Source organism: Pseudomonas sp. W3I7 (assembly GCF_030816095.1).
Taxonomy (GTDB): domain Bacteria; phylum Pseudomonadota; class Gammaproteobacteria; order Pseudomonadales; family Pseudomonadaceae; genus Aquipseudomonas; species Aquipseudomonas salomonii.
Genome location: NZ_JAUSXP010000001.1, coordinates 5,236,576 through 5,261,152, shown reverse-complemented (window position 1 = coordinate 5,261,152; position 24,577 = coordinate 5,236,576). Strand labels below are relative to the sequence as shown.

The window sequence follows — 24,577 nt, the reverse complement described above, 5'->3', positions numbered from 1 at the left end:
GAGGACCGCCATGGGCGTGACCAATCGGTTGGCCTGTTACTCCGACCCCGCCGACCACTATTCCCACCGAGTACGCATCGTGCTCGCAGAGAAGGGTGTCAGCGCCGAGATCATCAGTGTGGAGGCAGGTCGTCATCCGCCGAAACTGATCGAAGTGAACCCTTACGGCAGCTTGCCCACCCTGGTCGATCGTGACCTGGCGTTGTGGGAGTCAACCGTGGTGATGGAATACCTGGATGAGCGTTACCCGCATCCACCTTTGCTGCCGGTGTATCCGGTGGCGCGTGCCAACAGCCGCCTGCTGATCCATCGGATCCAGCGTGACTGGTGCGGGCTGGTGGATGTGATCCTGGATACACGCAGTAAAGAAGCCGTTCGTGTGCAAGCGCGCAAGGAATTGCGCGAGAGCCTGACCGGCGTTTCGCCGCTGTTCGCCGACAAGCCTTTTTTCCTCAGTGAGGAACAAAGCTTGGTGGATTGCTGCCTATTACCCATACTCTGGCGCTTGCCGATCCTGGGCATTGAACTGCCACGGCCGGCCAAGCCGTTGCTTGATTACATGGAGCGCCAGTTTGCGCGTGAGGCTTTCCAGGCGAGTCTGTCTGGTGTCGAACGCGATATGCGCTAAGGCTTAAGGAGCCGCTGATGAACTCCAGTCGACCCTATTTGGTCCGCGCGCTCTATGAGTGGATTGTGGACAACGATTGCACCCCGCACATGCTGGTCAACTCTGAATTTCCCAAGGTTGACGTGCCGCAGGGTTTTGCCAGTGACGGGCAGATCGTACTGAACGTTTCGCCAAGTGCTGTGCGCCACCTGCACATGGACAATGAAGCCGTCAGCTTCGAAGGGCGTTTTGGCGGCGTGCCGCATACGCTGTTCGTGCCGATTGGTGCCATCCTCGGGATCTATGCCCGGGAAAATGGCCAGGGCATGGTGTTTGATCTGGAGTCGCCTTTCGAGGATGACGAAGCGATTGAAGGCGAAGACGGTGATGATGTACCGCCACCGGACTCCGAGCCGCCGCGTCCAAGCGGTCGGCCGAGCCTGAAAGTGGTGAAGTAAGCGGCGTTCACCTTCGTGTGAGCCCTGAAAATGCCTCGGCCTGTGCCGGGGCATTTTTTTGCGTAAAGGATATGGATGAAAGTCGTGTCAGAACGGTGATCGTACAACCGCCATGGGCTATGATGCGGGCTCAAGTTCGCCGAGAAAGATCATTCGTCATGGAAAACGCCAACACCGCCCCTCGTCTTCCCCGCAAGCGCCGCAGCCTTGCCCAGGAATTGGTCACGGTGTTGTCCGAGCAGATCCGCGACGGCCAGCTCAAACGCGGCGACAAGTTGCCCACCGAGTCGGCCATCATGGAAGCCCATGGGGTCAGCCGCACGGTGGTGCGTGAGGCCATCTCACGCTTGCAGGCGGCGGGGCAGGTGGAAACCCGCCACGGTATCGGCACCTTTGTGCTGGACACGCCCAGCCCGAGCGGTTTCCGGATCGACCCGGCCACGGTGGTAACGTTGCGGGATGTGCTGGCGATTCTGGAGTTGCGTATCAGCCTGGAAGTGGAGTCGGCTGGCCTTGCTGCGTTGCGCCGCAGTGACGAACAACTGGCTGCCATGCGCGCAGCCCTCGATGCGCTGAATGAAAGCGCGGCCCACGCAGGGGACGCGGTGGCGTCAGATTTTGCGTTCCACCTGGAAATCGCGCTGTCCACCGGCAACCGCTACTTCACCGACATCATGACCCACCTGGGCACCAGCATCATTCCGCGTACCCGCCTGAATTCGGCGCGTCTGGCCCATGATGACCAGCAGCACTACATGGGCCGCCTGAGCCGCGAACACGAAGAGATTTACGAGGCGATTGCCCGCCAGGATTCGGACGCGGCACGCGCAGCCATGCGCCTGCATCTGACCAACAGCCGTGAGCGGCTGCGCCATGCCCATGAAGAGGCGGAGGCGCAGCGCGGTTAACTGGGCAACCGAGTGGTGTCAGGAGTAAATCGATCCAAGTGTGGGAGCGGGCTTGCTCGCGAATGCGGTGTGTCAGTCTGCACATGCATCAACTAAAACAACGCCTTCGCGAGCAAGCCCGCTCCCACATTTTGACCTCCTTGGCCTGGCGTTTTGTGTTTACTTAATGGGCCGGTTGGTTGGGCTTGTAGTCCTTGAGCAGCAGGTAAGTGCTCCAACCCCACCAATCATTGGTCCAGTGCTTGTCGTTCAGGTCATTCACGTCCTTGCGGCGCAACACCTTGTCACCCTCCATCTTGAACAGCGGCGAAAAGTTGTTCGCCGGGTTCTGCGCCGCATTCAGGTCCGGCACATACAACGGCGCCTTGAAGCTGGCCGGGGAGGGCGCGATACCGCTGATGAAGGTCTCGAAGATCTCATCGGCCGAGGCCTGCACCGCGCGTTTAACCATGGCCCGATTGTCCGCGTCGATCGCATCGAAGTAGCGCTTGTCCCCATACGCTTGCCATTGATCACCTTTGGCATTGCGTACCTTGAGCCCGAACTTGCTGTCTTCGTCGTGCATGAAGCGGCTGATCAGCGAGCCCAGCTCTGCGGGTGTGACCACCGCCGCCAATTGCTTGCGCGGCACGCGCAGGTGGCCGGCAGAAAACAGATCGGTCAAAAAGTGATCGGCAAAGCTGTTCATCGCATACGCCAGTTCCAGCGCCTGGTCGGTGCCGGTCTGGTGCGCGATGACCGCCTGTTGCAGCGCCGCCGTATGGCCGGCCAGGTACGCCGACAGCGCCCATTCGCCAAAGTGGTCGGCGTTGTCTGCGGCCAGCTTCAAGTAGCGCCCCAGTGGAATCAGCGCCGAAACCGCACTGCCGCCGCCGGTGATGCGGTTCCATTCCTCGGACAACGTATCACCCAGCGCGTCGTAGGCCTCATGGGGTTGTTTGCCGTCGCGGATTGCCAGGCTGACCGCGTTGATCTCCTTTTGCATGACCGCGAGGATTTTCCCGGCTTCTTCACGCGAGGCCGGTAGCACCGCCAGCGAGTTGAAGGCGGCGGTAAAACGTTGCACACGCTCGGCCGGGGAGGCGCCATCGCTGATGGCCTGGCCCGGAATGCCGTAGAAATCGCCGCCCAGGGCAATCACTTGGCCGTAGGTCAGCGCCAGGCCATTGGGCAGGTGCAGTTCAACTTGCCGCGCAGGAATCGCCGGAGCGTCCTTGACGAAACGCAGCAGCGTGTCATCGCCAATGGCAGTGTGTTCACCGCCTTCAAAACGTAAGGTGGGTGGTGTTTTTTCGGGGGCTGCGAGTTCAAGACCTGACATGTTAGCTCCTTGCTATGTCGTAGGAATCTTCCGTAATAACTGTATGTATATACAGTCTTTGTGAGCATAGAGGAATAATTTCCTACGTCAAGAAGCTGCGTTTAAACACGTGCCTACGAATGAGGCCCGATGAATTGCAGTTGACGAATCTTTTTATAGTTGTACGATGACGTACGACATCACCAAAACCAACAACAACCTTTCGACAGAAAGTCTTCATCCAGGGTGTTCGAATAATGAATCCACAAGAACTGAAGTCCATCCTCTCCCACGGTTTGCTGTCTTTTCCGGTAACCGATTTCAATGCCCAGGGTGACTTCCACCAGGCGGGCTACATCAAGCGTCTGGAATGGCTGGCCCCTTACGGCGCCACCGCCTTGTTCGCCGCTGGCGGCACCGGTGAGTTTTTCTCCCTGGCCGCCAGCGAATATTCCCAAGTGGTGAAGACTGCTGTTGATACCTGCGCCACCAGCGTGCCGATTCTGGCCGGTGTCGGCGGTTCGACCCGCCAGGCCATCGAATACGCCCAGGAAGCCGAGCGCCTTGGCGCCAAAGGCTTGCTGCTGTTGCCGCACTACCTGACCGAAGCCAGCCAGGACGGCGTTGCCGCCCACGTTGAGGCCGTGTGCAAGTCGGTCAAAATCGGCGTAGTGGTCTACAACCGCAACGTTTGCCGCCTGACCGCGCCCTTGCTCGAACGCCTGGCCGAGCGCTGCCCGAACCTGATCGGCTACAAAGACGGCCTGGGCGATATCGAGCTGATGGTGTCGATCCGCCGCCGTCTTGGCGATCGTTTCAGCTACCTCGGCGGCCTGCCGACTGCAGAGGTTTACGCCGCTGCCTACAAGGCCCTGGGTGTGCCGGTGTACTCCTCGGCGGTGTTCAACTTCATCCCGAAAACCGCGATGGACTTCTACCACGCGATTGCCCAGGACGATCACGCCACTGTTGCCAAGATCATCGACAACTTCTTCCTGCCTTACCTCGATATTCGCAACCGTAAAGCCGGTTACGCGGTGAGCATCGTCAAGGCCGGCGCCAAAATCGTCGGTTATGACGCAGGCCCGGTGCGCACGCCGCTGACCGACCTGCTGCCGGAAGAGTACGAAGCCCTGGCCGCGCTGATCGACAAGCAAGGTCCGCAGTAACTTATCCACAAGGCCGCTGAGCAATCAGCGGCCTTTTGCGTCAGGAGAGAATGTGTGTCCCAAGCCAAACGTTTTGAAAACTACATCAACGGCGAGTGGGTGGCCGGTGCCGACTACTGCAACAACATCAACCCGTCGGAGTTGTCCGATGTCATTGGCGAATACGCCAAGGCTGACGTAGCCCAAGTCAACGCTGCTATCGATGCCGCCCGCGCCGCGTTCCCGGCCTGGTCGACGTCCGGCATCCAGGCGCGCCACGATGCACTGGATAAAGTCGGCAGCGAAATCCTCGCCCGCCGCGAAGAGCTCGGCACCTTGCTGGCCCGTGAAGAGGGCAAGACCCTGCCCGAAGCCATCGGCGAAGTGACCCGCGCCGGTAACATCTTCAAATTCTTCGCCGGCGAGTGCCTGCGCTTGTCTGGCGATTACGTGCCTTCGGTGCGCCCAGGCGTAAATGTGGAAGTCACCCGCGAAGCCCTCGGTGTGGTCGGCTTGATCACGCCGTGGAACTTCCCGATTGCCATCCCCGCGTGGAAAATCGCCCCGGCCCTGGCCTACGGCAACTGTGTGGTGATCAAACCGGCCGAACTGGTGCCGGGTTGCGCCTGGGCCTTGGCCGAGATCATCTCCCGCGCCGGTTTCCCGGCCGGTGTGTTCAACCTGGTGATGGGCAGCGGCCGTGTGGTCGGCGATGTGTTGGTCAACAGCCCGAAAGTCGACGGCATCAGCTTTACCGGTTCGGTTGGCGTCGGTCGCCAGATCGCCGTCAGCTGCGTGTCGCGCCAGGCCAAAGTGCAGTTGGAAATGGGCGGTAAAAACCCGCAGATCATCCTCGATGACGCCGACCTCAAGCAGGCCGTCGAGCTGTCGGTACAGAGCGCGTTCTACTCCACGGGCCAACGTTGCACGGCCTCCAGCCGCTTGATCGTCACCGCCGGTATCCACGACCAGTTCGTCGCGGCCATGGCCGAGCGCATGAAGTCGATCAAAGTCGGCCACGCGCTCAAAAGCGGCACTGACATTGGCCCGGTGGTTTCCCAGGCCCAGTTGGACCAGGACATGAAGTACATCGACATCGGCCAAAGCGAAGGCGCGCGGCTGGTCAGCGGTGGCGGCCTGGTGACCTGTGACACCGAAGGCTACTACCTGGCGCCGACGCTGTTTGCCGACAGCGAAGCCGCCATGCGTATCAGCCGTGAAGAGATCTTCGGCCCGGTGGCCAACGTGGTGCGCGTGGCGGATTACGAGGCGGCGCTGGCCATGGCCAATGACACCGAGTTCGGCTTGTCGGCGGGCATCGCCACCACCTCGCTCAAGTACGCCAACCACTTCAAACGCCACTCCCAGGCCGGGATGGTGATGGTCAACCTGCCAACCGCTGGCGTGGATTATCACGTGCCGTTCGGTGGCCGTAAGGGTTCGTCCTATGGTTCGCGCGAGCAAGGCCGCTATGCGCAAGAGTTCTACACAGTGGTGAAAACCAGCTACATCGGGTCGTAGGAAATGGCCCGGTAGGCACCGGCTTATGTGGGAGCTGGCTTGCCTGCGATTGCATCACCAGGGTGTAACTGACACACCGTGGTGCCTGTATCGCAGGCAAGCCAGCTCCCACACAAAGCGGTTCCTGCACTTAAAACAGAAATGATTACCCGCAAAAAAAATAATTAGTGGGAGTACTTCTTCATGCAAGCGACCAAGCCGACTCACGTCCGCTATTTGATCCTGCTCATGCTGTTTCTGGTGACCACGATCAACTATGCCGACCGAGCCACTATCGCCATCGCCGGCTCCAGCCTGCAAAAAGACCTCGGCATTGACGCGGTCACCCTCGGTTACATCTTCTCTGCATTCGGTTGGGCCTACGTGGCCGGGCAAATTCCCGGTGGCTGGCTGCTAGACCGGTTCGGCTCGAAAAAAGTCTATGCGCTGAGCATTTTCACTTGGTCGCTGTTCACCGTGCTGCAAGGCTATGTGGGTGAATTTGGGGTCTCCACCGCGATTGTGGCGCTGTTCATGCTGCGCTTCTTGGTGGGCCTGGCTGAGGCGCCTTCGTTTCCCGGAAACGCCCGTATTGTGGCGGCGTGGTTTCCTACGGCAGAACGCGGCACAGCGTCGGCGATTTTCAACTCGGCGCAGTACTTCGCCACGGTGCTGTTTGCACCGCTGATGGGCTGGATCGTCTACAGCTTCGGCTGGCAGCACGTGTTTATCGTGATGGGCGGCATCGGCATCCTGTTCTCGCTGATCTGGCTCAAACTTATCCACAGCCCGCGCCAGCATCCGATGATCAATGAGGCCGAGTTCAACCACATCGCGGCCAACGGTGCGATGGTCGACATGGACCAGGACAAAGCCAAAGGCCAGAAAACCGACGGGCCGAAGTGGGATTACATCCGCCAATTGCTCACCAACCGTATGATGCTCGGCGTGTACCTGGGCCAGTACTGCATCAATGGCATCACCTATTTCTTCCTGACCTGGTTCCCGGTGTACCTGGTTCAAGAGCGCGGCATGACCATCCTCAAGGCGGGTTTCATTGCCTCGTTGCCTGCGATCTGCGGCTTTATCGGCGGCGTACTCGGCGGCGTGATTTCCGACTACCTGCTGCGCAAAGGCCATTCGCTGACGTTCGCGCGCAAGGCGCCGATCATTGCTGGCTTGTTGGTTTCCAGCAGCATCATTGCGTGTAACTACGTTGACGTTGAATGGATGGTGGTGGGCTTCATGGCTTTGGCCTTCTTCGGCAAAGGCGTTGGCGCACTGGGTTGGGCGGTGGTGTCCGACACCTCGCCGAAACAAATCGCCGGGCTCAGTGGCGGCTTGTTCAATATGTTCGGCAACCTGGCGTCCATCAGCACGCCGATTGTGATTGGTTACATCATTGCCACCACCGGCTCGTTCAAGTGGGCCTTGGTGTTCGTCGGCGCCAACGCGCTGCTGGCGGTGTTCAGCTATTTGGTGATCGTTGGCCCGATCAAGCGCGTGGTGCTCAAAGAGCCGCCAAGCAAAGGGCCGGAACTGACTAACCTTACCCAAGCGCACTCCTGAGGGGCGATGTAATGCAGTTGATTGAACATGCCGACTCGCCGCGCTCGATCCGTTTGCACGCGCGCGATAACGTGGTGATCGTGGTGAACGACCAGGGCGTGCCGGCCGGCACCGAGTTCCCGGACGGCCTGGTCACCGTGGATTTCATCCCGCAGAGCCACAAGGTCACCCTGGAAGACATCCCCGAAGGCGGTGAGATTATTCGCTACGGCCAGACCATCGGCTACGCGCTGGCGCCGATTCCGCGCGGCAGTTGGGTGCAGGAAGACCAGTTGCGCATGCCCACTGCGCCGCCGCTGGACAGCTTGCCGCTGTCGACCGAGGTGCCTGCCACCCAGGCGCCGTTGGAAGGCTTCACGTTTGAGGGCTACCGCAACGCCGACGGCACCGTCGGCACGCGCAATATCCTCGGCATCACCACCACGGTGCAGTGCGTCACCGGTGTGCTGGACCATGCGGTCAAGCGCATCAAGGACGAGTTGCTGCCCAAGTACCCACACGTTGATGACGTGGTGGCGCTGACCCACAGCTACGGCTGTGGCGTGGCCATCACTGCGACCGATGCCTATATTCCGATTCGCACCGTGCGCAACCTGGCACGCAACCCGAACCTGGGCGGCGAAGCGCTGGTGATCAGCCTGGGCTGCGAGAAGTTGCAGGCCGGACAGGTGATGCACGACGACGACAGTTCGGTCGACCTCAGTGAGCCGTGGCTGTACCGCCTGCAGGACTCCAGCCACGGGTTTACCGAAATGATCGAGCAGATCATGGCGCTGGCCGAAACCCGCTTGAAGAAACTCGACCAGCGTCGCCGGGAAACCGTGCCGGCGTCCGAGTTGATCCTGGGCATGCAATGCGGCGGCAGTGATGCGTTTTCCGGCATCACCGCGAACCCGGCGTTGGGCTATGCCTCGGATTTGCTGTTGCGGGCCGGGGCGACGGTGATGTTTTCCGAAGTCACCGAAGTGCGCGATGCCATCTACCTGCTGACGTCGCGCGCCGAGAGCAAGGCAGTTGCCCAGGAACTTGTCAGGGAAATGGACTGGTATGACCGTTACCTGGCCAAGGGTGAGGCGGATCGCAGCGCCAACACCACGCCGGGTAACAAGAAGGGCGGGTTGTCGAACATTGTCGAGAAGTCCCTGGGCTCCATCGTCAAATCCGGCAGCAGCGCGATCAATGGCGTGCTTGGCCCGGGTGAGCGGTTCAAGGGCAAGGGCCTGATCTTTTGCGCCACGCCGGCCAGCGACTTTGTGTGTGGCACCCTGCAACTGGCGGCCGGGATGAACCTGCATGTGTTCACCACCGGGCGTGGTACGCCGTATGGGCTGGCGATGGCGCCGGTGGTCAAGGTGTCGACGCGCACGGAACTGGCGCAGCGTTGGCCGGACTTGATCGATATCGACGCCGGGCGCATCGCCACCGGGCGTGCGACCATCGAGGAATTGGGCTGGGAGTTGTTCCACTTCTATTTGGATGTGGCCAGCGGCAAGAAACAGACGTGGGCGGAGCGGCATAAGCTGCATAACGACATCACCCTGTTCAACCCTGCACCCATTACCTGAGACCAGCACGGACTCTGTGGGAGCTGGCTTGCCTGCGATGGCGGTGTATCAGTAACGAATGCATCGACTGATACTGCGCCATCGCAGGCAAGCCAGCTCCCACATTTGCTCGGGGTTGCCCAGACGAACCGGGCTGCATGGCTTATCATTAGCCACCTGACGACACCCACCAAGGTTCTCCCCGGCATGCTGGCAATCTTCCTCACCACCCTGACCATCACCGCGCCGGTGTTTGCCATGCTGTTTCTGGGGGTGCTGCTCAAGCGCATCAACTGGATCAACGACAACTTCATCCACGTTGCATCGTCGCTGGTGTTCAACGTCACCATGCCGGCGCTGCTGTTTCTCGGCATTCTTCACGCCGACCTGCATTCGGCGCTCAAGCCCGGTTTGCTGATCTACTTTGCCGTCGCCACGCTGCTGAGCTTTGCCCTGGCCTGGGGCTGGGCGATCTTTCGCTGCCCGCGTGAAGACCGTGGCATTTATGCCCAAGGCGCGTTTCGCGGCAATAACGGCGTAATCGGCCTGGCGCTGGCGGCCAGCATGTACGGCGACTACGGCATCTCCCTTGGCGCGATTCTCGCGGCGCTGGTCATTCTGTTTTACAACACGCTGTCGACCATCGTGCTGGCGGTGTACAGCCCGGTGATCAAGTCCGACCCGTGGAGCATCTTCAAAAGCGTGATAGCCAACCCGCTGATCATCAGCGTGATCGTCGCCGCGCCGTTCGCGATCTTCAAGATCGGCTTGCCGGGGTGGTTGGAGTCGTCCGGGCAGTATCTGGCGGACATGACTTTACCGCTGGCACTGATCTGCATTGGCGGTACCTTGTCGTTGGCAGCCTTGCGCAAAAGCGGCAGCATGGCCTTGAGTGCGAGCCTGGTGAAGATGATCGGCCTGCCGCTATTCGCGACGCTGGGCGCGTGGCTGTTGGGCTTTCGCGGGCCCGAATTGGGGATTTTGTTTCTGTATTTCGGCGCGCCGACAGCGGCCGCGAGTTTTGTCATGGCCAGGGCTGCCGAGGGCAACCATGAATTGGCGGCGGCGATTATTGTGATCACTACGTTGATGGCGGCGGTGACCACCAATATCGGGATTTTTGTGTTGCAGGCGGGTGGTTGGATCTAGGTTTTGTGGTGTGTTTTAGGGCCAATCGCAGGCAAGCCAGCTCCCACACTTTGAATGTATTCACAGTTCAAATGTGGGAGCTGGCTTGCCTGCGAAAGCTATCTAACTGTCACTGCTTATCTGCCTGATACGCCTCAATCACTTCCTGCGCCGCCCTGAACGCATCAATCGCCGCCGGCACGCCCGCATACACCGCGCAATGCAGCAGCGCTTCGCGAATCTCTTCCACCGTGCAGCCATTGTTCAGTGCGCCGCGCACGTGGCCCTTGAGTTCCTGTGGGCACTTGAGTGCGGTCAGGGCCGCGAGGGTGATCAGGCTGCGAGTCTTCAAGGGCAAGCCTTCGCGATTCCACACGCTGCCCCAGGCATGTTCGTTGACAAAGTCCTGCAGCGGCTGGGTGAACTCGGTGGCGTTGCCCAGGGCGCGATCGACGAACACGTCGCCCATTACCTGGCGACGCATCTCAACGCCGGGCTTTTTCTGATCGGTCATTGCGCTTCCCTCTTGTGTTGGCGGCGCCAGGCGCGCAGCGTGCTGAGTAGCAGAAACGCCACCAGCGCCGGCAGGACGTAATACAGCATCAGTTTTTCCAGCCGGGCAGCCAAGGGCATGCCGAACGTGAACGACACCACATGCAACGCGTACACCAGGTACAGGCCCAGCAATACCAGACCTTCGGCGCGGGTGACCCGGTAACCGGTGTAGAACACCGGCAGGCACAGCGCCACCACGGCGAGCATCACCGGCAAGTCGAAATCGAGGGCGTTGGGCGATACCGACAGCGGTGACGGCGCTACCAATGCGGTAAACCCCAATACACCGAGCAGGTTGAACAGGCTGCTGCCGATCACATTGCCCACGGCAATCTCGCGCTCGCCGCGCACGGCGGCAATCAATGAGGTGGCCAGGCACGGCAACGAAGTGCCGACGCCGATCAAGGTCAGGCCAACGATGCGTTCCGACAGGCCCAGGTCGCTCGCCACGTCCACTGCCGCGCCCAGCAGCAAGTGCCCGGCCAGCACCAGAATCAATAGCCCGCCGAGCATCAGTAACACGCTGCTCAACCACGGCGCCCTGGCCACGGTGTCCAGCGTGCGCGGGCGCCGGGAATAGCGGGTCTGGTAGTGCAGCACACCCAGGTAGGCCACCAGCGCCGCGAGCAGTACCAGCCCGTCAGCGGGCGTCAGCTCTTCATTGGCCGACAGGGTAAACACCAGCAGCGCAGCGCAAATCATCACCGGGATGTCCAGGCGCACCAATTGCCGCGATACCCGCAGCGGGATGATCAACGCAGACAGGCCCAGGGTGACGAGGATGTTGAAAATGCTGCTGCCGATCACGCTGCCCACGGCGATATCGGTATTGCCGGCCAGGGTGGCTTGCAGGCTGACGGTCATCTGCGGCGCGCTGCTGCCGAAGGCGACGATGCTCAAGCCGATGATCAGCGGCCGCACCTTGAGGCTGGCCGCCAGGCGCACGGCGGCGCGCACCAGGATTTCGGCGCCGAGGATCAGCAGCAGCAGGCCGCTGACCAATTCGAGCAGGCTGAAGGGCGAGAGGGCGGTGAGTACGGAAATGGCCAAGGCTCCTGTCAGTTGCTCAGCGCTTGCACGCGAACCCGCGCGGTGCCACGGCCCAGCATACCGAGCTGCTCAGCCGCCTTGCGGGAAACATCGATCAGGCGACCACGGGTGTGCGGGCCGCGATCATTCACACGCAGCACCACGGATCTGTTGTTGTCGAGATTGGTCACCTTGACCCGCGTGCCAAAGGGCAAGCGCCGATGGGCGGCGGTCAGGGCGTTTTGGTTGAAGGGTTCACCGCTGGCGGTTCTATTGCCATGGTGCTTGGCGCCGTAATAGGAGGCGGTGCCGGTTTCGTCGTAGCCGTTGGGGTCGATGAGGCCGCTGGCGCAACCGGCCAGTAGAGAGAACAGGGCCAGGAGGCCGAGTAGACGCTTCATTATCAATGCTGCCCCGTATCAAATGTGGGAGCGGGCTTGCTCGCGAAAGCGGTGTGTCAGCTAAATATCTCTTCACTGACCCACCGCATTCGCGAGCAAGCCCGCTCCCACAAGGGGTCCGAGTTGGGCATGAAATCCCACTCCGACCATTCACCGCTGTCAGCCTTCGAGCTTGCTTTTGAGCAGTTCGTTCACCTGTTGCGGGTTGGCTTTGCCTTTGGAGGCTTTCATCGCCTGGCCGACAAAGAAGCCGAACATCTTGCCGCGTTTGGCTTCGTCTGCCCCACGGTATTGTTCAACTTGCTCGGCATTGGCGGCGAGCATCTCATCAAGCACGGCCGAAATAGCGCCGCTGTCGGTGACTTGCTTGAGGCCACGCTTCTCGATGATGTCGTCGGCGCTGCCTTCGCCTGCGGCCATCGCTTCAAACACGGTCTTGGCGATTTTGCCGGAGATAGTGTTGTCCTTGATGCGCAGCAGCATGCCGCCCAACTGCTCGGCGGTCACCGGGGCTTCGTCGATCTCCAGGCCCTGTTTGTTCAACAGGCTGCCCAGCTCAACCATCACCCAGTTGGCCGCCAGCTTGGCGTCGCCGGCAATGCTCACGACTTTTTCGAAGTAGTTGGCTTGCTCACGGCTGGAGGCCAATACGCTGGCATCGTAGACCGACAGGCCGAATTGTTCCTGGAAACGCTCGCGTTTTTGCGGCGGCAATTCCGGCAGGGTGGCACGCACGTCATTAAGGAACGAATCCTCGATGATCACCGGCAACAGGTCCGGGTCGGGGAAGTAACGGTAGTCGTTGGCTTCCTCTTTGCTGCGCATGGCACGGGTTTCGTCTTTGTTCGGGTCGTACAGGCGCGTTTGCTGGATCACCTTGCCGCCGTCTTCGATCAGCTCGATCTGGCGACGCACTTCGGTGTTGATCGCCTTCTCGATGAAACGGAACGAGTTGACGTTCTTGATCTCGCAGCGTGTACCGTACTCGGCCTGGCCTTTTGGCCGCACCGACACGTTGCAGTCGCAACGCAGCGAACCTTCGGCCATGTTGCCGTCGCAGATCCCTAAGTAACGCACCAGCGCGTGGATGGTCTTGACGTAGGCCACGGCTTCCTTGGCGCTGCGCATGTCCGGCTCGGAGACGATCTCCAGCAGCGGCGTGCCGGCACGGTTCAGGTCGATGCCGGTGGCGCCGTTGAATTCTTCATGCAGGCTCTTGCCGGCATCTTCTTCCAGGTGCGCACGGGTCACGCCGACACGTTTGATGGTGCCGTCTTCCAGCGGGATGTCCAGGTAGCCCTTGCCGACGATCGGCAATTCCATCTGGCTGATCTGGTAGCCCTTGGGCAGGTCCGGGTAGAAGTAGTTCTTGCGCGCGAACACGTTGTGCTGGCCGATCTCGGCGTCAATCGCCAGGCCGAACATCACCGCCATGCGCACCGCTTCCTCGTTCAGCACCGGCAGTACGCCGGGCATGCCCAGGTCCACCAGGCTGGCCTGGGTGTTGGGCTCGGAGCCGAACGTGGTGGCGCTACCGGAGAAAATCTTCGATTGGGTGGCGAGCTGGGTATGAATCTCCAGCCCGATCACAACTTCCCATTGCATAGTGTTCTCCTCAGAAGCCGGTAGGGGTGCGAGTGTGCCAGTCGGTGTTCAACTGGTACTGGTGCGCCACATTGAGCAGGCGGCCTTCCTGGAAATACGGGGCGAGCAATTGCACGCCGACCGGCAGGCCATCGACGAAACCTGCGGGCATGGACAAGCCCGGCAAGCCCGCGAGGTTGGCGGTGATGGTGTAGAGGTCTTCCAGGTACTCGGCGATCGGGTCGCCGGTCTTGGCGCCGATCTTCCAGGCCGGGTTCGGCGTGGTCGGGCCGAGGATCACGTCGACTTTTTCAAAGGCAGCCATGAAGTCGTTCTTGATCAGGCGACGGATCTTTTGCGCCTTGAGGTAGTACGCGTCGTAGTAACCGGCGGACAGCGCGTAGGCACCGACCATGATCCGGCGTTGCACTTCGGCACCGAAGCCTTCGCCACGGGAGCGTTTGTACAGGTCGGTAAGGTCTTTCGGGTTTTCGCAGCGGTAGCCGAAACGCACGCCGTCGAAACGCGACAGGTTCGAGGAGGCTTCTGCCGGCGCGATCACGTAGTACGCAGGAATCGCGTGCTGGTTGTTCGGCAGGCTGATTTCCTTGATCACCGCGCCGAGCTTTTCCAGCTCTTTGATGCTGTTGTGCACCAGTTCAGCGATACGCGGGTCGAGACCGGCACTGAAATACTCTTTCGGCACGCCGATACGCAGGCCTTTAAGCGAGGTATTAAGGCTGGCGCTGTAGTCCGGCACCGGCTCATCGATGCTGGTGGAGTCCTGTTTATCGAACCCGGCCATACCTTGTAACAATATTGCGCAGTCTTCTGCCGTGCGTGCCAGCGGGCCGCCCTGATCGAGGCTGGAGGCGTAGGCAATCATGCCCCAGCGGGAAACGCGACCGTAAGTCGGCTTCAAACCAGTGAGGTTAGTGAAAGCCGCAGGCTGGCGGATCGAGCCGCCGGTGTCGGTGGCGGTCGCAGCCGGCAGGAAGCGCGCAGCAACGGCAGCAGCCGAACCGCCCGATGAACCGCCGGGCACGTGTTCCAGGTTCCACGGGTTTTTCACCGCGCCGTAGTAGCTCGACTCGTTGGCCGAACCCATGGCGAATTCGTCCATGTTGGTCTTGCCCAGGGTCACGGCCCCGGCGGCAGCCAGCTTGGACACCACGGTGGCGTCGTAGGGCGCCTTGAAGTTGTCGAGCATCTTCGAGCCGCAGCTGGTGCGAATGCCCTGGGTGCAGAACAGGTCTTTGTGGGCGATCGGTGCGCCCAGCAGTGCGCCGTTTTCACCGTTGGCGCGACGTGCGTCGGCGGCCTTGGCCTGGCTCAGGGCCAGCTCCTCGGTGAGGCTGATAAAGCTGTTGACCTTGGGGTCCAGCGCGGCAATACGCGCCAGCAGGGTCTGGGTCAGCTCTTCGGAAGAAAACTTTTTGTCGGCGAGACCGCGGGCGATCTCGGCCAGAGTCATGTGATGCATGAAAGGCTCTTTCCCTTTAGTCGATGACTTTCGGAACCAGGTACAGGCCGTTTTCGACCGCTGGCGCGATGGACTGGTAGGCCTCGCGATTATTTCGCTCGGTCACAACGTCTGCGCGCAGGCGCTGGCTGGCTTCCAGCGGGTGAGCCAGGGGCTCGATGCCGTCAGTATTCACGGCCTGCATTTGGTCGACCAGCCCGAGAATGCTGTTCAGGGCTGCGGTGGTCTGTGGAAGATCGGCGTCATTCAGGCCAAGCGAGGCCAGATGCGCGATTTTTTCCACGTCGGAGCGTTCAAGCGCCATGGGTTTCTCCAGTGGAAAACAGAACGGAGGGCATCCGTGTGTTAGATTGTCGGAACACTACCGCATTTCTACGGTCATAAGGCCGCGATTGTGGGGGTTGGTGCACAGAAAGTCGGCCAATTTAGCACATTGGCGCCTTGCCCAAAATCCCTGTCGTTGTTAGAGTTTGCCGCACTTTTTTACCCACGCGTTGCCTAGGGTCCTTTCCCCATGTTCAAGAAACTGCGTGGCATGTTTTCCAGCGATCTTTCCATTGACCTGGGCACTGCCAACACCCTTATTTACGTGCGCGAGCGCGGTATCGTTCTGAATGAGCCATCGGTTGTGGCCATTCGGACCCATGGTAATCAGAAAAGTGTCGTTGCCGTAGGCACCGAGGCCAAGCGTATGCTCGGCCGTACACCAGGCAATATTGCTGCCATTCGTCCGATGAAAGACGGCGTGATCGCCGACTTCAGCGTCTGCGAAAAGATGCTGCAGTACTTCATCAACAAAGTTCACGAAAACAGTTTTCTGCAGCCCAGCCCTCGTGTGCTGATCTGCGTTCCGTGCAAGTCCACCCAGGTGGAGCGTCGTGCCATCCGTGAATCGGCCCTTGGCGCCGGTGCCCGCGAAGTGTTCCTGATCGAAGAGCCTATGGCTGCCGCAATCGGCGCCGGCCTTCCGGTTGAGGAGGCGCGCGGTTCGATGGTGGTGGATATCGGTGGTGGTACTACCGAGATCGCCCTGATTTCCCTGAACGGTGTGGTGTATGCCGAATCCGTGCGTGTAGGCGGTGACCGTTTCGACGAAGCGATCATCACCTATGTGCGTCGTAACTACGGCAGCCTGATCGGCGAATCTACCGCTGAGCGCATCAAGCAGGAAATCGGCACCGCTTACCCGGGCGGCGAAGTTCGCGAAGTCGATGTTCGCGGTCGCAACCTGGCCGAAGGCGTTCCACGTGCCTTCACCCTGAACTCCAATGAAGTGCTGGAAGCTCTGCAAGAGTCCCTGGCCACCATCGTTCAGGCTGTGAAAAGCGCCCTGGAGCAATCGCCGCCGGAACTGGCTTCCGATATCGCCGAGCGTGGCCTGGTGCTGACCGGTGGTGGCGCCTTGCTGCGCGACCTCGACAAGCTGCTGGCCCAGGAAACCGGCCTGCCGGTGATCGTCGCCGAAGACCCGCTGACCTGCGTTGCCCGTGGCGGTGGTCGTGCACTGGAAATGATGGATAAACACACCATGGACCTGCTCTCCAGCGAATAAGATCGTTGGTTGCACCATGCTTCGCCCGCAGGCAGCACTTTGCAGTGCTGCCTGTTGGCGTTTATCTTCTTCAATCTGCATCCAGGCCGGTTTGATGCCGTATGAATAAAGAGAACATTTGCCTGGGAGGAGCGGCTTATTAAACCGCTTTTCGCCAAAGGCCCCTCATTGGGCGTGCGCTTATTGGTGCTGGTCGTGCTTTCGGTCGCGCTGATGGTGGTCGATGCCCGCTTTGCATTGCTCAAGCCCGTGCGCAGCCAGATGTCGCTGGTGTTGATGCAGACTTACTGGATCACCGACCTGCCGCAACGTCTTTACCAGGGCGTGGCCAGCCAATTCGGCAGCCGTACCGAACTGGTCGCCGAGAACGAAAAACTCAAGACTGAAAACCTGCTGTTGCAGGGGCGCATGCAAAAGCTCGCGGCCCTCACCGAGCAGAACGTTCGGCTGCGCGAGTTGCTCAATTCGTCGGCATTGGTCAACGAGAAGGTCGAAGTGGCCGAGTTGATCGGCATGGACCCCAACCCCTTTACCCATCGCATCATCATCAACAAGGGTGAGCGCGACGGTGTGGTGCTGGGCCAGCCGGTGCTCGATGCCCGAGGCCTGATGGGCCAGGTAGTGGAGCTTATGCCCTACACCTCACGGGTCTTGTTGCTGACGGACACCACCCACAGCATTCCGGTACAGGTCAACCGTAACGGCCTGCGCGCCATTGCCAGCGGCACCGGTAACCCGGAACGCCTGGAATTGCGACATGTGGCCGACACCGCCGACATCAAGGAAGGCGACCTGCTGGTCAGCTCCGGTTTGGGCCAGCGCTTCCCGGCGGGTTACCCGGTGGCGACGGTCAAGGAAGTGATCCACGATTCCGGCCAGCCGTTTGCTATCGTACGCGCCGTGCCAACCGCCGCCTTGAACCGCAGCCGCTACCTGCTGCTGGTGTTCAGCGACAACCGCACCCCGGAAGAGCGCGCCAACGACGCCGCTCAAGCCCAGGAAGCGGAAGACAAGCAGAACGGTACAACGCCGATCGTTCCCGCAACGGTGCCCAAGCCAGCCTTTGTTGGGCCGCCTGCACCGGTGGCAACTCCGGCAGCGCCGGCGGCGACGCCCGTCAAACCCGCCGCCCACAACGCCCGCCCGGCTAAACCCGCCGCAGCCAAACCGCCTGCGACAACGCCTGCCGCCACACCCGCCGCTCGGCCAGCGGCCGCAGCCCCGGCAACCACGCGGCAGAGGGAGGAATAATGGCCGGTACTCATTCGCGTAATGGCTGGATCGTCTGGCTGACTTTCGCCATCGGTTTGCTGCTCAGCGTTTCGCCGCTGCCGCAATTCATGGAGATCCTGCGACCGCTCTGGCTGGCGTTGCTGCTGGCCTTCTGGTCGCTGACCCTGCCGCACAAAGTCGGGATGGTGACGGCAATGTGCCTGGGCTTGGCGGAAGACGTGCTCTATGGCACCTTGCTGGGTCAGAACGCACTGATCCTCACGCTGATTACGTTCCTGGTGCTGTCGTTGCAGCAGCGTTTGCGCATGTTCCCGATGTGGCAACAGTGCCTGGTGATCCTGGTGATCTTCGGCCTCGCGCAGTTGGTGCAACTGTGGCTCAGCGCCTTGACCGGCAACCGCCAACCGACCTTGGCGCTGGTGTTGCCGGCGTTGGTCAGTGCGCTGTTGTGGCCTTGGGTGAGTTTCGGCCTGCGTGGGTTACGTCGTCGCTATAAAATCAATTGAATGGATTGCGAGGCTCTGCCTGGTTATCGAACCCTACAGGGAGAGTCTGCAATGAATTCGCTTTACCTGGCCTCGGGCTCACCGAGGCGGCGTGAACTGTTGACCCAGATCGGTGTGCCTTTCACCGTGGTCAGCGCCGCCATTGATGAAACCCCTCTTACCAATGAACTCGCGGTTGCCTACGTCGAACGCCTTGCGCGCGGCAAGGCCACGGCGGGTTTTGCTGCGCTTGAACACGCCTCGGGCGCCTGTGTGCTGGGTGCCGATACGGCGGTGATCGTGGATGGCCAGATCCTTGGCAAGCCTGTGGACCAGGCCGATGCCCTGGCGATGCTGATGGCGCTTTCCGGCCGTGAGCATGAAGTGCTCACCGCGATAGCCCTTACCGACGGCCAGCGCTGCGAAACCCGCTGTGTAAGCAGCCGTGTTCGTTTTCGCGGTATTTCTGTCGAGGAAGCTACAACCTACTGGCACAGTGGCGAACCTGCGGACAAGGCGGGCGGCTATGCTATCCAGGGGCTGGGTTCGGTGTTTGTCGCCGGGCTCAATGGCAGCTATTCCGCTGTGGTCGGCCTGCCGGTGTGCGAAACCGCGCAACTGCTCGACCAATTCGGCATACCCTGTTGGCAAAACCTTACCGCGCGCTGAACGCCTTTATTTGCGCGCCAAGCCTTAAGCGATCGGTCACTATTGTGAAAACGCCTGAACGAGACCCAGCCATGAGTGAAGAGATTCTGATCAATATCACGCCGATGGAATCGCGCGTGGCGGTGGTAGAAAACGGTGTTCTGCAAGAAGTGCACGTCGAGCGCACCCAGAAGCGCGGGATCGTCGGCAATATCTATAAAGGCAAGGTGGTGCGCGTATTGCCGGGCATGCAGGCGGCTTTCGTCGACATCGGCCTGGACCGTGCTGCGTTTATCCACGCCTCGGAAATCTCCCTGCGTGAAGGCCCTGCAGTGGAAAGTATCAGCGCCCTGGTGCACGAAGGGCAGAGCCTGGTGGTGCAGGTCACCAAGGACCCCATCGGCTCCAAAGGCGCGCGGCTCACTACGCAACTGTCGATTCCTTCGCGTTATCTGGTGTACATGCCGCGTACCGCGCATGTGGGTATTTCCCTCAAGATCGAAGATGAAGCCGAGCGTGAGCGCCTGAAAAAGGTGGTCAGCGACTGCGTAGCGGCCGAAGGCATCAAGGAAGCCGGCGGGTTTATCCTGCGCACCGCCGCTGAAGGCGCCGGCGCCGACGAAATCCTCATGGACATCCGCTACCTGCGCAGGCTGTGGGACCAGATCGGCGCACAGATCAAAACCATTGGTGCGCCGAGCGTCATCTATGAAGACCTCGGTCTGGCGTTGCGTACCTTGCGTGATCTGGTCAGCCCCAAGATCGAGAAAATTCGCATCGACTCGCGGGAAACCTTCCAGCGCACCACGCAATTTGTCGCCGAGCTGATGCCGGAAATTGCCGACCGCCTGGAGCATTACCCTGGCGAGCGACCGATCTTCGACCTGTATGGCGTCGAAGATGAAATCCAGAAGGCTTTGGAGCGCAAAGTGCCGCTCAAGTCCGGCGGCTATCTGGTGGTGGACCCGGCCGAGGCCATGACCACCATCGACGTCAACACCGGCGCGTTCGTGGGCCATCGCAACCTCGAAGAAACCATCTTCAAGACCAACCTCGAAGCGGCCACTGCGATTGCCCGTCAGCTGCGCCTGCGCAACCTGGGCGGCATCATCATCATCGACTTCATCGACATGGAAGACGAAGAGCACCAGCGCCAAGTGTTGCGCACCCTGGAGAAGCAACTGGAGCGCGACCACGCCAAGACCAATATCATCGGCATCACCGAGCTTGGCCTGGTGCAGATGACCCGCAAGCGCACCCGCGAAAGCCTTGAGCAAGTGCTGTGCGAGCCGTGCAGCAGTTGCCAGGGGCGTGGCAAATTGAAGACCCCGGAAACGGTTTGCTACGAGATTTTCCGCGAAATCTTACGGGAGGCACGTGCCTACCAGGCCGAAGGCTATAGAGTGCTTGCCAACCAGAAAGTGGTCGACCGATTGCTGGATGAAGAGTCCGGTAACGTCGCTGAGCTGGAGGGTTTTATCGGGCGCACTATTCGTTTCCAGGTCGAAACCATGTATTCCCAGGAACAATACGACGTGGTGCTGCTCTGATCCCCAATCGCTTTATTTATTCGAGACCGGCAGGCATTGATCTGCCGTCCGCTAACTGCCTTGAGGGTCGCCTGACATGGAGCGTCTGACACGCTTTTTTGCCGCCTTGACCCGTTGGGGCCTGGGCCTGTGCGCCTTGCTGCTGGTATTGGCGGCGGTGTACGTGAGCCTGGGTCGTGAGTTGGTCCCACTGGTGGCGGAGTACCGCGCCGAAGTTGAAGCCAAGGCGCAGGCTGCGGTGGAAATGCCCCTGCACATCGGCAGCCTCGAAGGGCGCTGGAGTGGTTTCGCGCCGATATTGATGGCCCACGATGTGATGGTCGGCGAAGGCAACAGCGCCTTGCGCCTGGATCAGGTTGAAGTGGTGCCGGATATCTGGGCCAGCCTGATGGCGCGCGAAGTGCGTATCGCCCACCTCGAAGTCAGCGGCCTGCAGTTGAGTGTCAAGGAAGACCAGGACGGCCACTGGGCGCTGCAAGGTTTGCCGGTACAGGACGACCAGCCGCTGGACCCACAGCAGTTGCTCACGCGCATGCAGAGGGTCAAGCGTGTGTCGTTGCTCGACAGCCAGGTGACGTTGCAGCCGTTCGACCAGGCGCCCTTGACCCTGACCTATGTGGGCCTGAGCCTGCATACCGGCAACACCCGCCAACGCCTGGATGCGCGCCTCACCCTGCCGGATGGCCAGCCTCTGGCCCTGAGCCTGCGCAGCCGTATTCGCGCCAGCGCATGGAAAGAGGGTGAAGTCGAAGCCTACCTGAGCCTGCCCCAAAGTGACTGGGCCAAATGGATTCCCGCCAGGCTGACCCAGCAATGGAAACTCACCCAGTTCAAAGCTGGCGGCGAGGTCTGGCTCAATTGGGCCAAGGGCACCGTCCAAAGTGCCGTGGTGCGCCTCAACTCAGCGCAAGTAAAAGGCAGTTACGCCGACCGCAAACCTGTGCATATCGAAAACCTCGCCCTGACCGCCTACCTGCAACGCAGTGACAGTGGCCTTAAGGTGTTGTTCGATTCGCTGGCGATGAACATCGGCGACACCCGTTGGGAATCACACCTGCAACTGCAACAAAGCTTGGCGACCGACAAAGACCTGGAAACCTGGAAGCTTCAGGCTGACCGTCTTGACCTCACCCCGATTACCCCGCTGTTGAATGCCCTGGCGCCATTGCCGGAAGGCTTTGCCAAGACCATTGAGCACCTGAAGGCCACGGGCGTGTTGCGCAATGTGTTGGTGGATTTCCGCCCGCAGGACACCACCGATAAAAAAGTCAGCTTCGCCGCCAACCTTGAGCGCATCGGTTTTGACGCGTACTTCGGTGCGCCAGCCGCACGGAACGTATCCGGGAGCATCAGTGGCGATTTGGGCCAGGGTGAGTTGCGTATGGACAGCAAGGATTTTTCCCTGCACCTGTACCCGATCTTCGCCAAGCCCTGGCAGTACATCCAGGCCAACGCGCGGCTGACATGGAAGCTGGATAAAGAAGGCTTCACCCTGATTGCCCCGTACATCAAGGTGCTGGGCGAAGAGGGCAAAGTGGCTGCCGACTTCTTGATTCGCCTGCATTTTGACCATGCCCAGGAAGATTACATGGACCTGCGGGTCGGTATGGTCGATGGCGATGGCCGCTTCACGCCCAAGTATTTGCCGGCCGTGTTGAGCCCGTCCCTGGATGAATGGCTGCGCACCGCAATTCTCAAAGGTGCGGTGGACGAAGGGTTCTTCCAGTACCAGGGCTCGCTCAACCATGACGCGCTGCCCGCTGCGCGCAACATCAGTTTGTTCTTCAAGGTGCATGACGCCGAACTGGCCTTCCAGCCGGGTTGGCCGCATGTGAGCAAGGTCAATGGCGAAGTGTTCGTCGAGGAGAGCGGCGTGCGCATCCTGGCCAGCAAGGGCCAATTGCTCGATACCAAGGTCAAGGACGTCTACGTCAATATTCCCCACGCACCGGCCGGTAAAGACAGCCACTTGCTGATCACCGGCGGGTTTGCGGGCGGCCTGGGGGATGGTTTGAAGATCCTGCAGGACGCGCCGATAGGCACGGGGTCAACCTTTGCCGGCTGGAAGGGCGACGGTGACCTGCAAGGCAACCTGGACCTGGATATTCCGCTGGTCAAAGGCACAGAGCCCAGGATCGTGGTGGACTTCAAGACCGACAAAGCCCGTCTGCAATTGGCGGAGCCGACCTTGGACCTGACACAGCTCAAGGGCGACTTCCGCTTCGACAGCAGCAAGGGCTTGAGTGGCCAGAACATCTCGGCCCAGGCATTCGATCGGCCGATCACCGCGCAAATTGTTGCCGATGGCAAGCCGGGCAACATCAGTACCCGCGTCACCGCCAAAGGCCAGGTCACGGTCAAGCGCCTGACCGATTGGTTAAAAATCAGCCAGCCGTTGCCGGTGTCCGGTGATATTCCGTACCAATTGCAGCTTACACTGGACGGCGCCGACAGCCAGCTGATGGTCAGTTCCAGTATGAAGGGTGTGGCGGTAGACCTGCCGGCGCCCTTCGGCATGCCTGCCAGCCAAGGCCGTGACAGTGTGTTCCGCATGACGTTGCAAGGTGCCGAGCGTCGTTACTGGTTCGACTACGGCGAATTGGCGAGCTTTACCTTTGCTTCGCCGCCGGACAAATTCAATGACGGGCGCGGGGAGTTGTTCCTTGGCGCCGGCAATGCCGTATTGCCCGCAGCCAAAGGCTTGCGTATTCGCGGTGTGCTGTCGGAACTGGACATCGACCCGTGGAAACAACTGGCCAACCGTTATGCAGGTAACGACCCGGGCGGCAGCGCCAAGCAATTGCTCAGTGGTGCCGACTTCAAAGTCGGCAAGCTGACCGGTTTTGGCACCCAGCTGGATCAGGCCAACCTTCAGCTCGACCGCAAGCCGGCCGCCTGGGGCTTGCAGCTCGACAGCCAGCAGGCCAAGGGCACGGTCAACCTGCCGGACGCCAAAGGCGCGCCGATTGCGATCAACCTGCAATACGTGAAACTGCCGGCGGTTGACCCGACCGTGCAGGCCGACGAAAACGCACCGGACCCGTTGGCAGATATCGACCCCAAGGACATCCCTGCGCTGGATATCGCGATCAACCAGCTGTTCCAGGGGCCCGACCTGGTGGGCGCCTGGTCGCTGAAGATCCGCCCGACTGCCAAAGGCCTGGCTTTCAACAACCTCAACCTCGGCCTCAAGGGCATGCAGCTTAATGGTGCCGGCGGTTGGGAAGGCGCGCCGGGCGCCAGCAGCAGTTGGTACAAGGGCCGCCTGGACGGCAAGAACATTGCCGATGTGCTCAAGGGCTGGGGCTTTGCGCCGACCGTGACCAGCGAAGACTTCCATCTGGATGTGGATGGTCGGTGGCCGGGTTCGCCGGCGTGGGTGGGCCCCAAGCGTTTCTCCGGCAGCCTGGATGCGTCATTCCGTAAAGGCCAGTTTGTTGAAGTTGAAGGTGGCGCCCAGGCCCTGCGGGTGTTTGGTTTGCTCAACTTCAATTCCATCGGTCGCCGGTTGCGCCTGGACTTCTCGGACCTGCTCGGCAAAGGCCTGAGTTATGACCGGGTCAAAGGCCTGCTGGCCGCCAGTGATGGGGTGTTCGTCACCCGTGAACCCATCACCATGACCGGCCCTTCCACCAACCTGGAACTCAATGGCACCCTCGACCTGGTGGCTGACCGTGTCGACGCCAAGCTGCTGGTCACGTTGCCGGTGACCAACAACCTGCCGATTGCTGCGCTGATTGTTGGCGCGCCCGCCATTGGCGGCGCGTTGTTCCTGATCGACAAGCTGATCGGTGACCGTGTTTCGCGCTTCGCCAGCGTGCAATACAAGGTGCAAGGCCCGTGGAAGGATCCAAAAATCACCTTCGACAAGCCATTTGAAAAGCCAAACTGAGAG

At 60.6% G+C, this 24,577-nt stretch carries 21 protein-coding genes; 14 read left to right on the top strand and 7 right to left on the bottom strand.

Going from position 1 to position 24,577, the window contains the following annotated elements:
* Positions 1-10: 10 nt before the first annotated feature.
* The 3 genes from QF043_RS24315 (at position 11) to QF043_RS24305 (ending at position 1,973) form a co-directional block, all read left to right on the top strand.
* Positions 11-628: a glutathione S-transferase N-terminal domain-containing protein gene (locus tag QF043_RS24315; protein WP_017138266.1), complete on the top strand. Its 618-nt coding sequence runs from the start codon at positions 11-13 to the stop codon at positions 626-628.
* Positions 629-645: 17 nt separating this feature from the next.
* On the top strand, positions 646-1,065 hold the full coding sequence (locus QF043_RS24310) for a ClpXP protease specificity-enhancing factor (RefSeq protein WP_069786065.1): 420 nt from the start codon (positions 646-648) through the stop codon (positions 1,063-1,065).
* A 158-nt stretch (positions 1,066-1,223) separates the two neighbouring features.
* Positions 1,224-1,973 carry a FadR/GntR family transcriptional regulator gene (locus tag QF043_RS24305; RefSeq protein ID WP_106578653.1) on the top strand — a complete coding sequence of 250 codons (750 nt, stop codon included), beginning with the start codon at positions 1,224-1,226 and terminating at the stop codon, positions 1,971-1,973.
* A gap of 163 nt (positions 1,974-2,136) precedes the next feature.
* Here QF043_RS24305 and QF043_RS24300 read toward each other — a convergent pair whose 3' ends face one another.
* Positions 2,137-3,294: a phospholipase gene (locus tag QF043_RS24300; RefSeq protein ID WP_307420462.1), complete on the bottom strand. Its 1,158-nt coding sequence runs from the start codon at positions 3,292-3,294 to the stop codon at positions 2,137-2,139.
* Positions 3,295-3,530: 236 nt separating this feature from the next.
* Between QF043_RS24300 and kdgD the strand changes: the two genes are divergently transcribed.
* From kdgD to QF043_RS24275, 5 genes are all read left to right on the top strand, one after another.
* Entirely contained in the window at positions 3,531-4,442 is a 912-nt protein-coding gene (kdgD, locus tag QF043_RS24295) for a 5-dehydro-4-deoxyglucarate dehydratase (RefSeq protein WP_138816847.1), read from the top strand.
* A 54-nt stretch (positions 4,443-4,496) separates the two neighbouring features.
* Positions 4,497-5,942 (top strand): aldehyde dehydrogenase family protein, encoded by a 1,446-nt coding sequence (locus QF043_RS24290; protein WP_017138260.1) that lies wholly within the window; start codon positions 4,497-4,499, stop codon positions 5,940-5,942.
* Between the two features lie 183 nt (positions 5,943-6,125).
* Positions 6,126-7,490 (top strand): MFS transporter, encoded by a 1,365-nt coding sequence (locus QF043_RS24285; protein ID WP_307420460.1) that lies wholly within the window; start codon positions 6,126-6,128, stop codon positions 7,488-7,490.
* 11 nt (positions 7,491-7,501) lie between these two features.
* On the top strand, positions 7,502-9,055 hold the full coding sequence (garD, locus tag QF043_RS24280; protein ID WP_307420459.1) for a galactarate dehydratase: 1,554 nt from the start codon (positions 7,502-7,504) through the stop codon (positions 9,053-9,055).
* A 186-nt stretch (positions 9,056-9,241) separates the two neighbouring features.
* Complete coding sequence (locus QF043_RS24275; protein ID WP_017138257.1) at positions 9,242-10,183, top strand: AEC family transporter; 942 nt, start codon at positions 9,242-9,244, stop codon at positions 10,181-10,183.
* A gap of 109 nt (positions 10,184-10,292) precedes the next feature.
* Here the strand turns inward: QF043_RS24275 and QF043_RS24270 are convergent, their stop codons facing one another.
* From QF043_RS24270 to gatC, 6 genes are all read right to left on the bottom strand, one after another.
* Positions 10,293-10,676 (bottom strand): carboxymuconolactone decarboxylase family protein, encoded by a 384-nt coding sequence (locus QF043_RS24270; RefSeq protein WP_065875108.1) that lies wholly within the window; start codon positions 10,674-10,676, stop codon positions 10,293-10,295.
* Positions 10,673-11,719 carry a calcium/sodium antiporter gene (locus QF043_RS24265; RefSeq protein WP_307421503.1) on the bottom strand — a complete coding sequence of 349 codons (1,047 nt, stop codon included), beginning with the start codon at positions 11,717-11,719 and terminating at the stop codon, positions 10,673-10,675. The genes QF043_RS24270 and QF043_RS24265 overlap by 4 nt, the downstream gene beginning before the upstream one ends.
* A gap of 56 nt (positions 11,720-11,775) precedes the next feature.
* Positions 11,776-12,147 (bottom strand): septal ring lytic transglycosylase RlpA family protein, encoded by a 372-nt coding sequence (locus tag QF043_RS24260; protein ID WP_056859040.1) that lies wholly within the window; start codon positions 12,145-12,147, stop codon positions 11,776-11,778.
* Positions 12,148-12,306: 159 nt separating this feature from the next.
* Positions 12,307-13,752, bottom strand: a complete 1,446-nt coding sequence (gene gatB / locus QF043_RS24255; protein ID WP_307420458.1) for an Asp-tRNA(Asn)/Glu-tRNA(Gln) amidotransferase subunit GatB — start codon at positions 13,750-13,752, stop codon at positions 12,307-12,309.
* 10 nt (positions 13,753-13,762) lie between these two features.
* The gene (gene gatA, locus QF043_RS24250) at positions 13,763-15,214 is read right to left on the bottom strand and encodes an Asp-tRNA(Asn)/Glu-tRNA(Gln) amidotransferase subunit GatA (protein ID WP_307420457.1); all 1,452 of its coding nucleotides are present in this window, start codon (positions 15,212-15,214) and stop codon (positions 13,763-13,765) included.
* A 16-nt stretch (positions 15,215-15,230) separates the two neighbouring features.
* Positions 15,231-15,518: an Asp-tRNA(Asn)/Glu-tRNA(Gln) amidotransferase subunit GatC gene (gatC, locus tag QF043_RS24245; protein ID WP_003188556.1), complete on the bottom strand. Its 288-nt coding sequence runs from the start codon at positions 15,516-15,518 to the stop codon at positions 15,231-15,233.
* A 210-nt stretch (positions 15,519-15,728) separates the two neighbouring features.
* On the opposite strand from gatC, the gene mreB reads away from it, so the two are divergent.
* The 6 genes from mreB (at position 15,729) to QF043_RS24215 (ending at position 24,574) form a co-directional block, all read left to right on the top strand.
* Positions 15,729-16,766 carry a rod shape-determining protein MreB gene (mreB, locus tag QF043_RS24240; protein WP_002555108.1) on the top strand — a complete coding sequence of 346 codons (1,038 nt, stop codon included), beginning with the start codon at positions 15,729-15,731 and terminating at the stop codon, positions 16,764-16,766.
* Positions 16,767-16,952: 186 nt separating this feature from the next.
* Complete coding sequence (mreC, locus tag QF043_RS24235) at positions 16,953-18,017, top strand: rod shape-determining protein MreC (RefSeq protein ID WP_373460788.1); 1,065 nt, start codon at positions 16,953-16,955, stop codon at positions 18,015-18,017.
* Positions 18,017-18,505: a rod shape-determining protein MreD gene (gene mreD, locus QF043_RS24230; protein WP_017138250.1), complete on the top strand. Its 489-nt coding sequence runs from the start codon at positions 18,017-18,019 to the stop codon at positions 18,503-18,505. The genes mreC and mreD overlap by 1 nt, the downstream gene beginning before the upstream one ends.
* 51 nt (positions 18,506-18,556) lie before the next feature.
* Complete coding sequence (locus QF043_RS24225; RefSeq protein ID WP_307420455.1) at positions 18,557-19,153, top strand: nucleoside triphosphate pyrophosphatase; 597 nt, start codon at positions 18,557-18,559, stop codon at positions 19,151-19,153.
* Between the two features lie 71 nt (positions 19,154-19,224).
* Positions 19,225-20,682 (top strand): ribonuclease G, encoded by a 1,458-nt coding sequence (gene rng / locus QF043_RS24220; protein WP_010213134.1) that lies wholly within the window; start codon positions 19,225-19,227, stop codon positions 20,680-20,682.
* Between the two features lie 76 nt (positions 20,683-20,758).
* Entirely contained in the window at positions 20,759-24,574 is a 3,816-nt protein-coding gene (locus tag QF043_RS24215; protein WP_307420453.1) for a YhdP family protein, read from the top strand.
* The last annotated feature ends 3 nt before the right edge of the window (positions 24,575-24,577 follow it).

What these genes read in the sequence shown, in the direction of transcription:
- QF043_RS24315 (WP_017138266.1), top strand. Translation starts at nt 11, where the DNA reads ATGGGCGTGACCAATCGGTTGGCCTGTTACTCCGACCCCGCCGACCAC.
- QF043_RS24310 (WP_069786065.1), top strand. Translation starts at nt 646, where the DNA reads ATGAACTCCAGTCGACCCTATTTGGTCCGCGCGCTCTATGAGTGGATT.
- QF043_RS24305 (WP_106578653.1), top strand. Translation starts at nt 1,224, where the DNA reads ATGGAAAACGCCAACACCGCCCCTCGTCTTCCCCGCAAGCGCCGCAGC.
- QF043_RS24300 (WP_307420462.1), bottom strand. Translation starts at nt 3,294, where the DNA reads ATGTCAGGTCTTGAACTCGCAGCCCCCGAAAAAACACCACCCACCTTA.
- kdgD (WP_138816847.1), top strand. Translation starts at nt 3,531, where the DNA reads ATGAATCCACAAGAACTGAAGTCCATCCTCTCCCACGGTTTGCTGTCT.
- QF043_RS24285 (WP_307420460.1), top strand. Translation starts at nt 6,126, where the DNA reads ATGCAAGCGACCAAGCCGACTCACGTCCGCTATTTGATCCTGCTCATG.
- garD (WP_307420459.1), top strand. Translation starts at nt 7,502, where the DNA reads ATGCAGTTGATTGAACATGCCGACTCGCCGCGCTCGATCCGTTTGCAC.
- QF043_RS24275 (WP_017138257.1), top strand. Translation starts at nt 9,242, where the DNA reads ATGCTGGCAATCTTCCTCACCACCCTGACCATCACCGCGCCGGTGTTT.
- QF043_RS24270 (WP_065875108.1), bottom strand. Translation starts at nt 10,676, where the DNA reads ATGACCGATCAGAAAAAGCCCGGCGTTGAGATGCGTCGCCAGGTAATG.
- QF043_RS24260 (WP_056859040.1), bottom strand. Translation starts at nt 12,147, where the DNA reads ATGAAGCGTCTACTCGGCCTCCTGGCCCTGTTCTCTCTACTGGCCGGT.
- gatB (WP_307420458.1), bottom strand. Translation starts at nt 13,752, where the DNA reads ATGCAATGGGAAGTTGTGATCGGGCTGGAGATTCATACCCAGCTCGCC.
- gatA (WP_307420457.1), bottom strand. Translation starts at nt 15,214, where the DNA reads ATGCATCACATGACTCTGGCCGAGATCGCCCGCGGTCTCGCCGACAAA.
- gatC (WP_003188556.1), bottom strand. Translation starts at nt 15,518, where the DNA reads ATGGCGCTTGAACGCTCCGACGTGGAAAAAATCGCGCATCTGGCCTCG.
- mreB (WP_002555108.1), top strand. Translation starts at nt 15,729, where the DNA reads ATGTTCAAGAAACTGCGTGGCATGTTTTCCAGCGATCTTTCCATTGAC.
- mreD (WP_017138250.1), top strand. Translation starts at nt 18,017, where the DNA reads ATGGCCGGTACTCATTCGCGTAATGGCTGGATCGTCTGGCTGACTTTC.
- QF043_RS24225 (WP_307420455.1), top strand. Translation starts at nt 18,557, where the DNA reads ATGAATTCGCTTTACCTGGCCTCGGGCTCACCGAGGCGGCGTGAACTG.
- rng (WP_010213134.1), top strand. Translation starts at nt 19,225, where the DNA reads ATGAGTGAAGAGATTCTGATCAATATCACGCCGATGGAATCGCGCGTG.
- QF043_RS24215 (WP_307420453.1), top strand. Translation starts at nt 20,759, where the DNA reads ATGGAGCGTCTGACACGCTTTTTTGCCGCCTTGACCCGTTGGGGCCTG.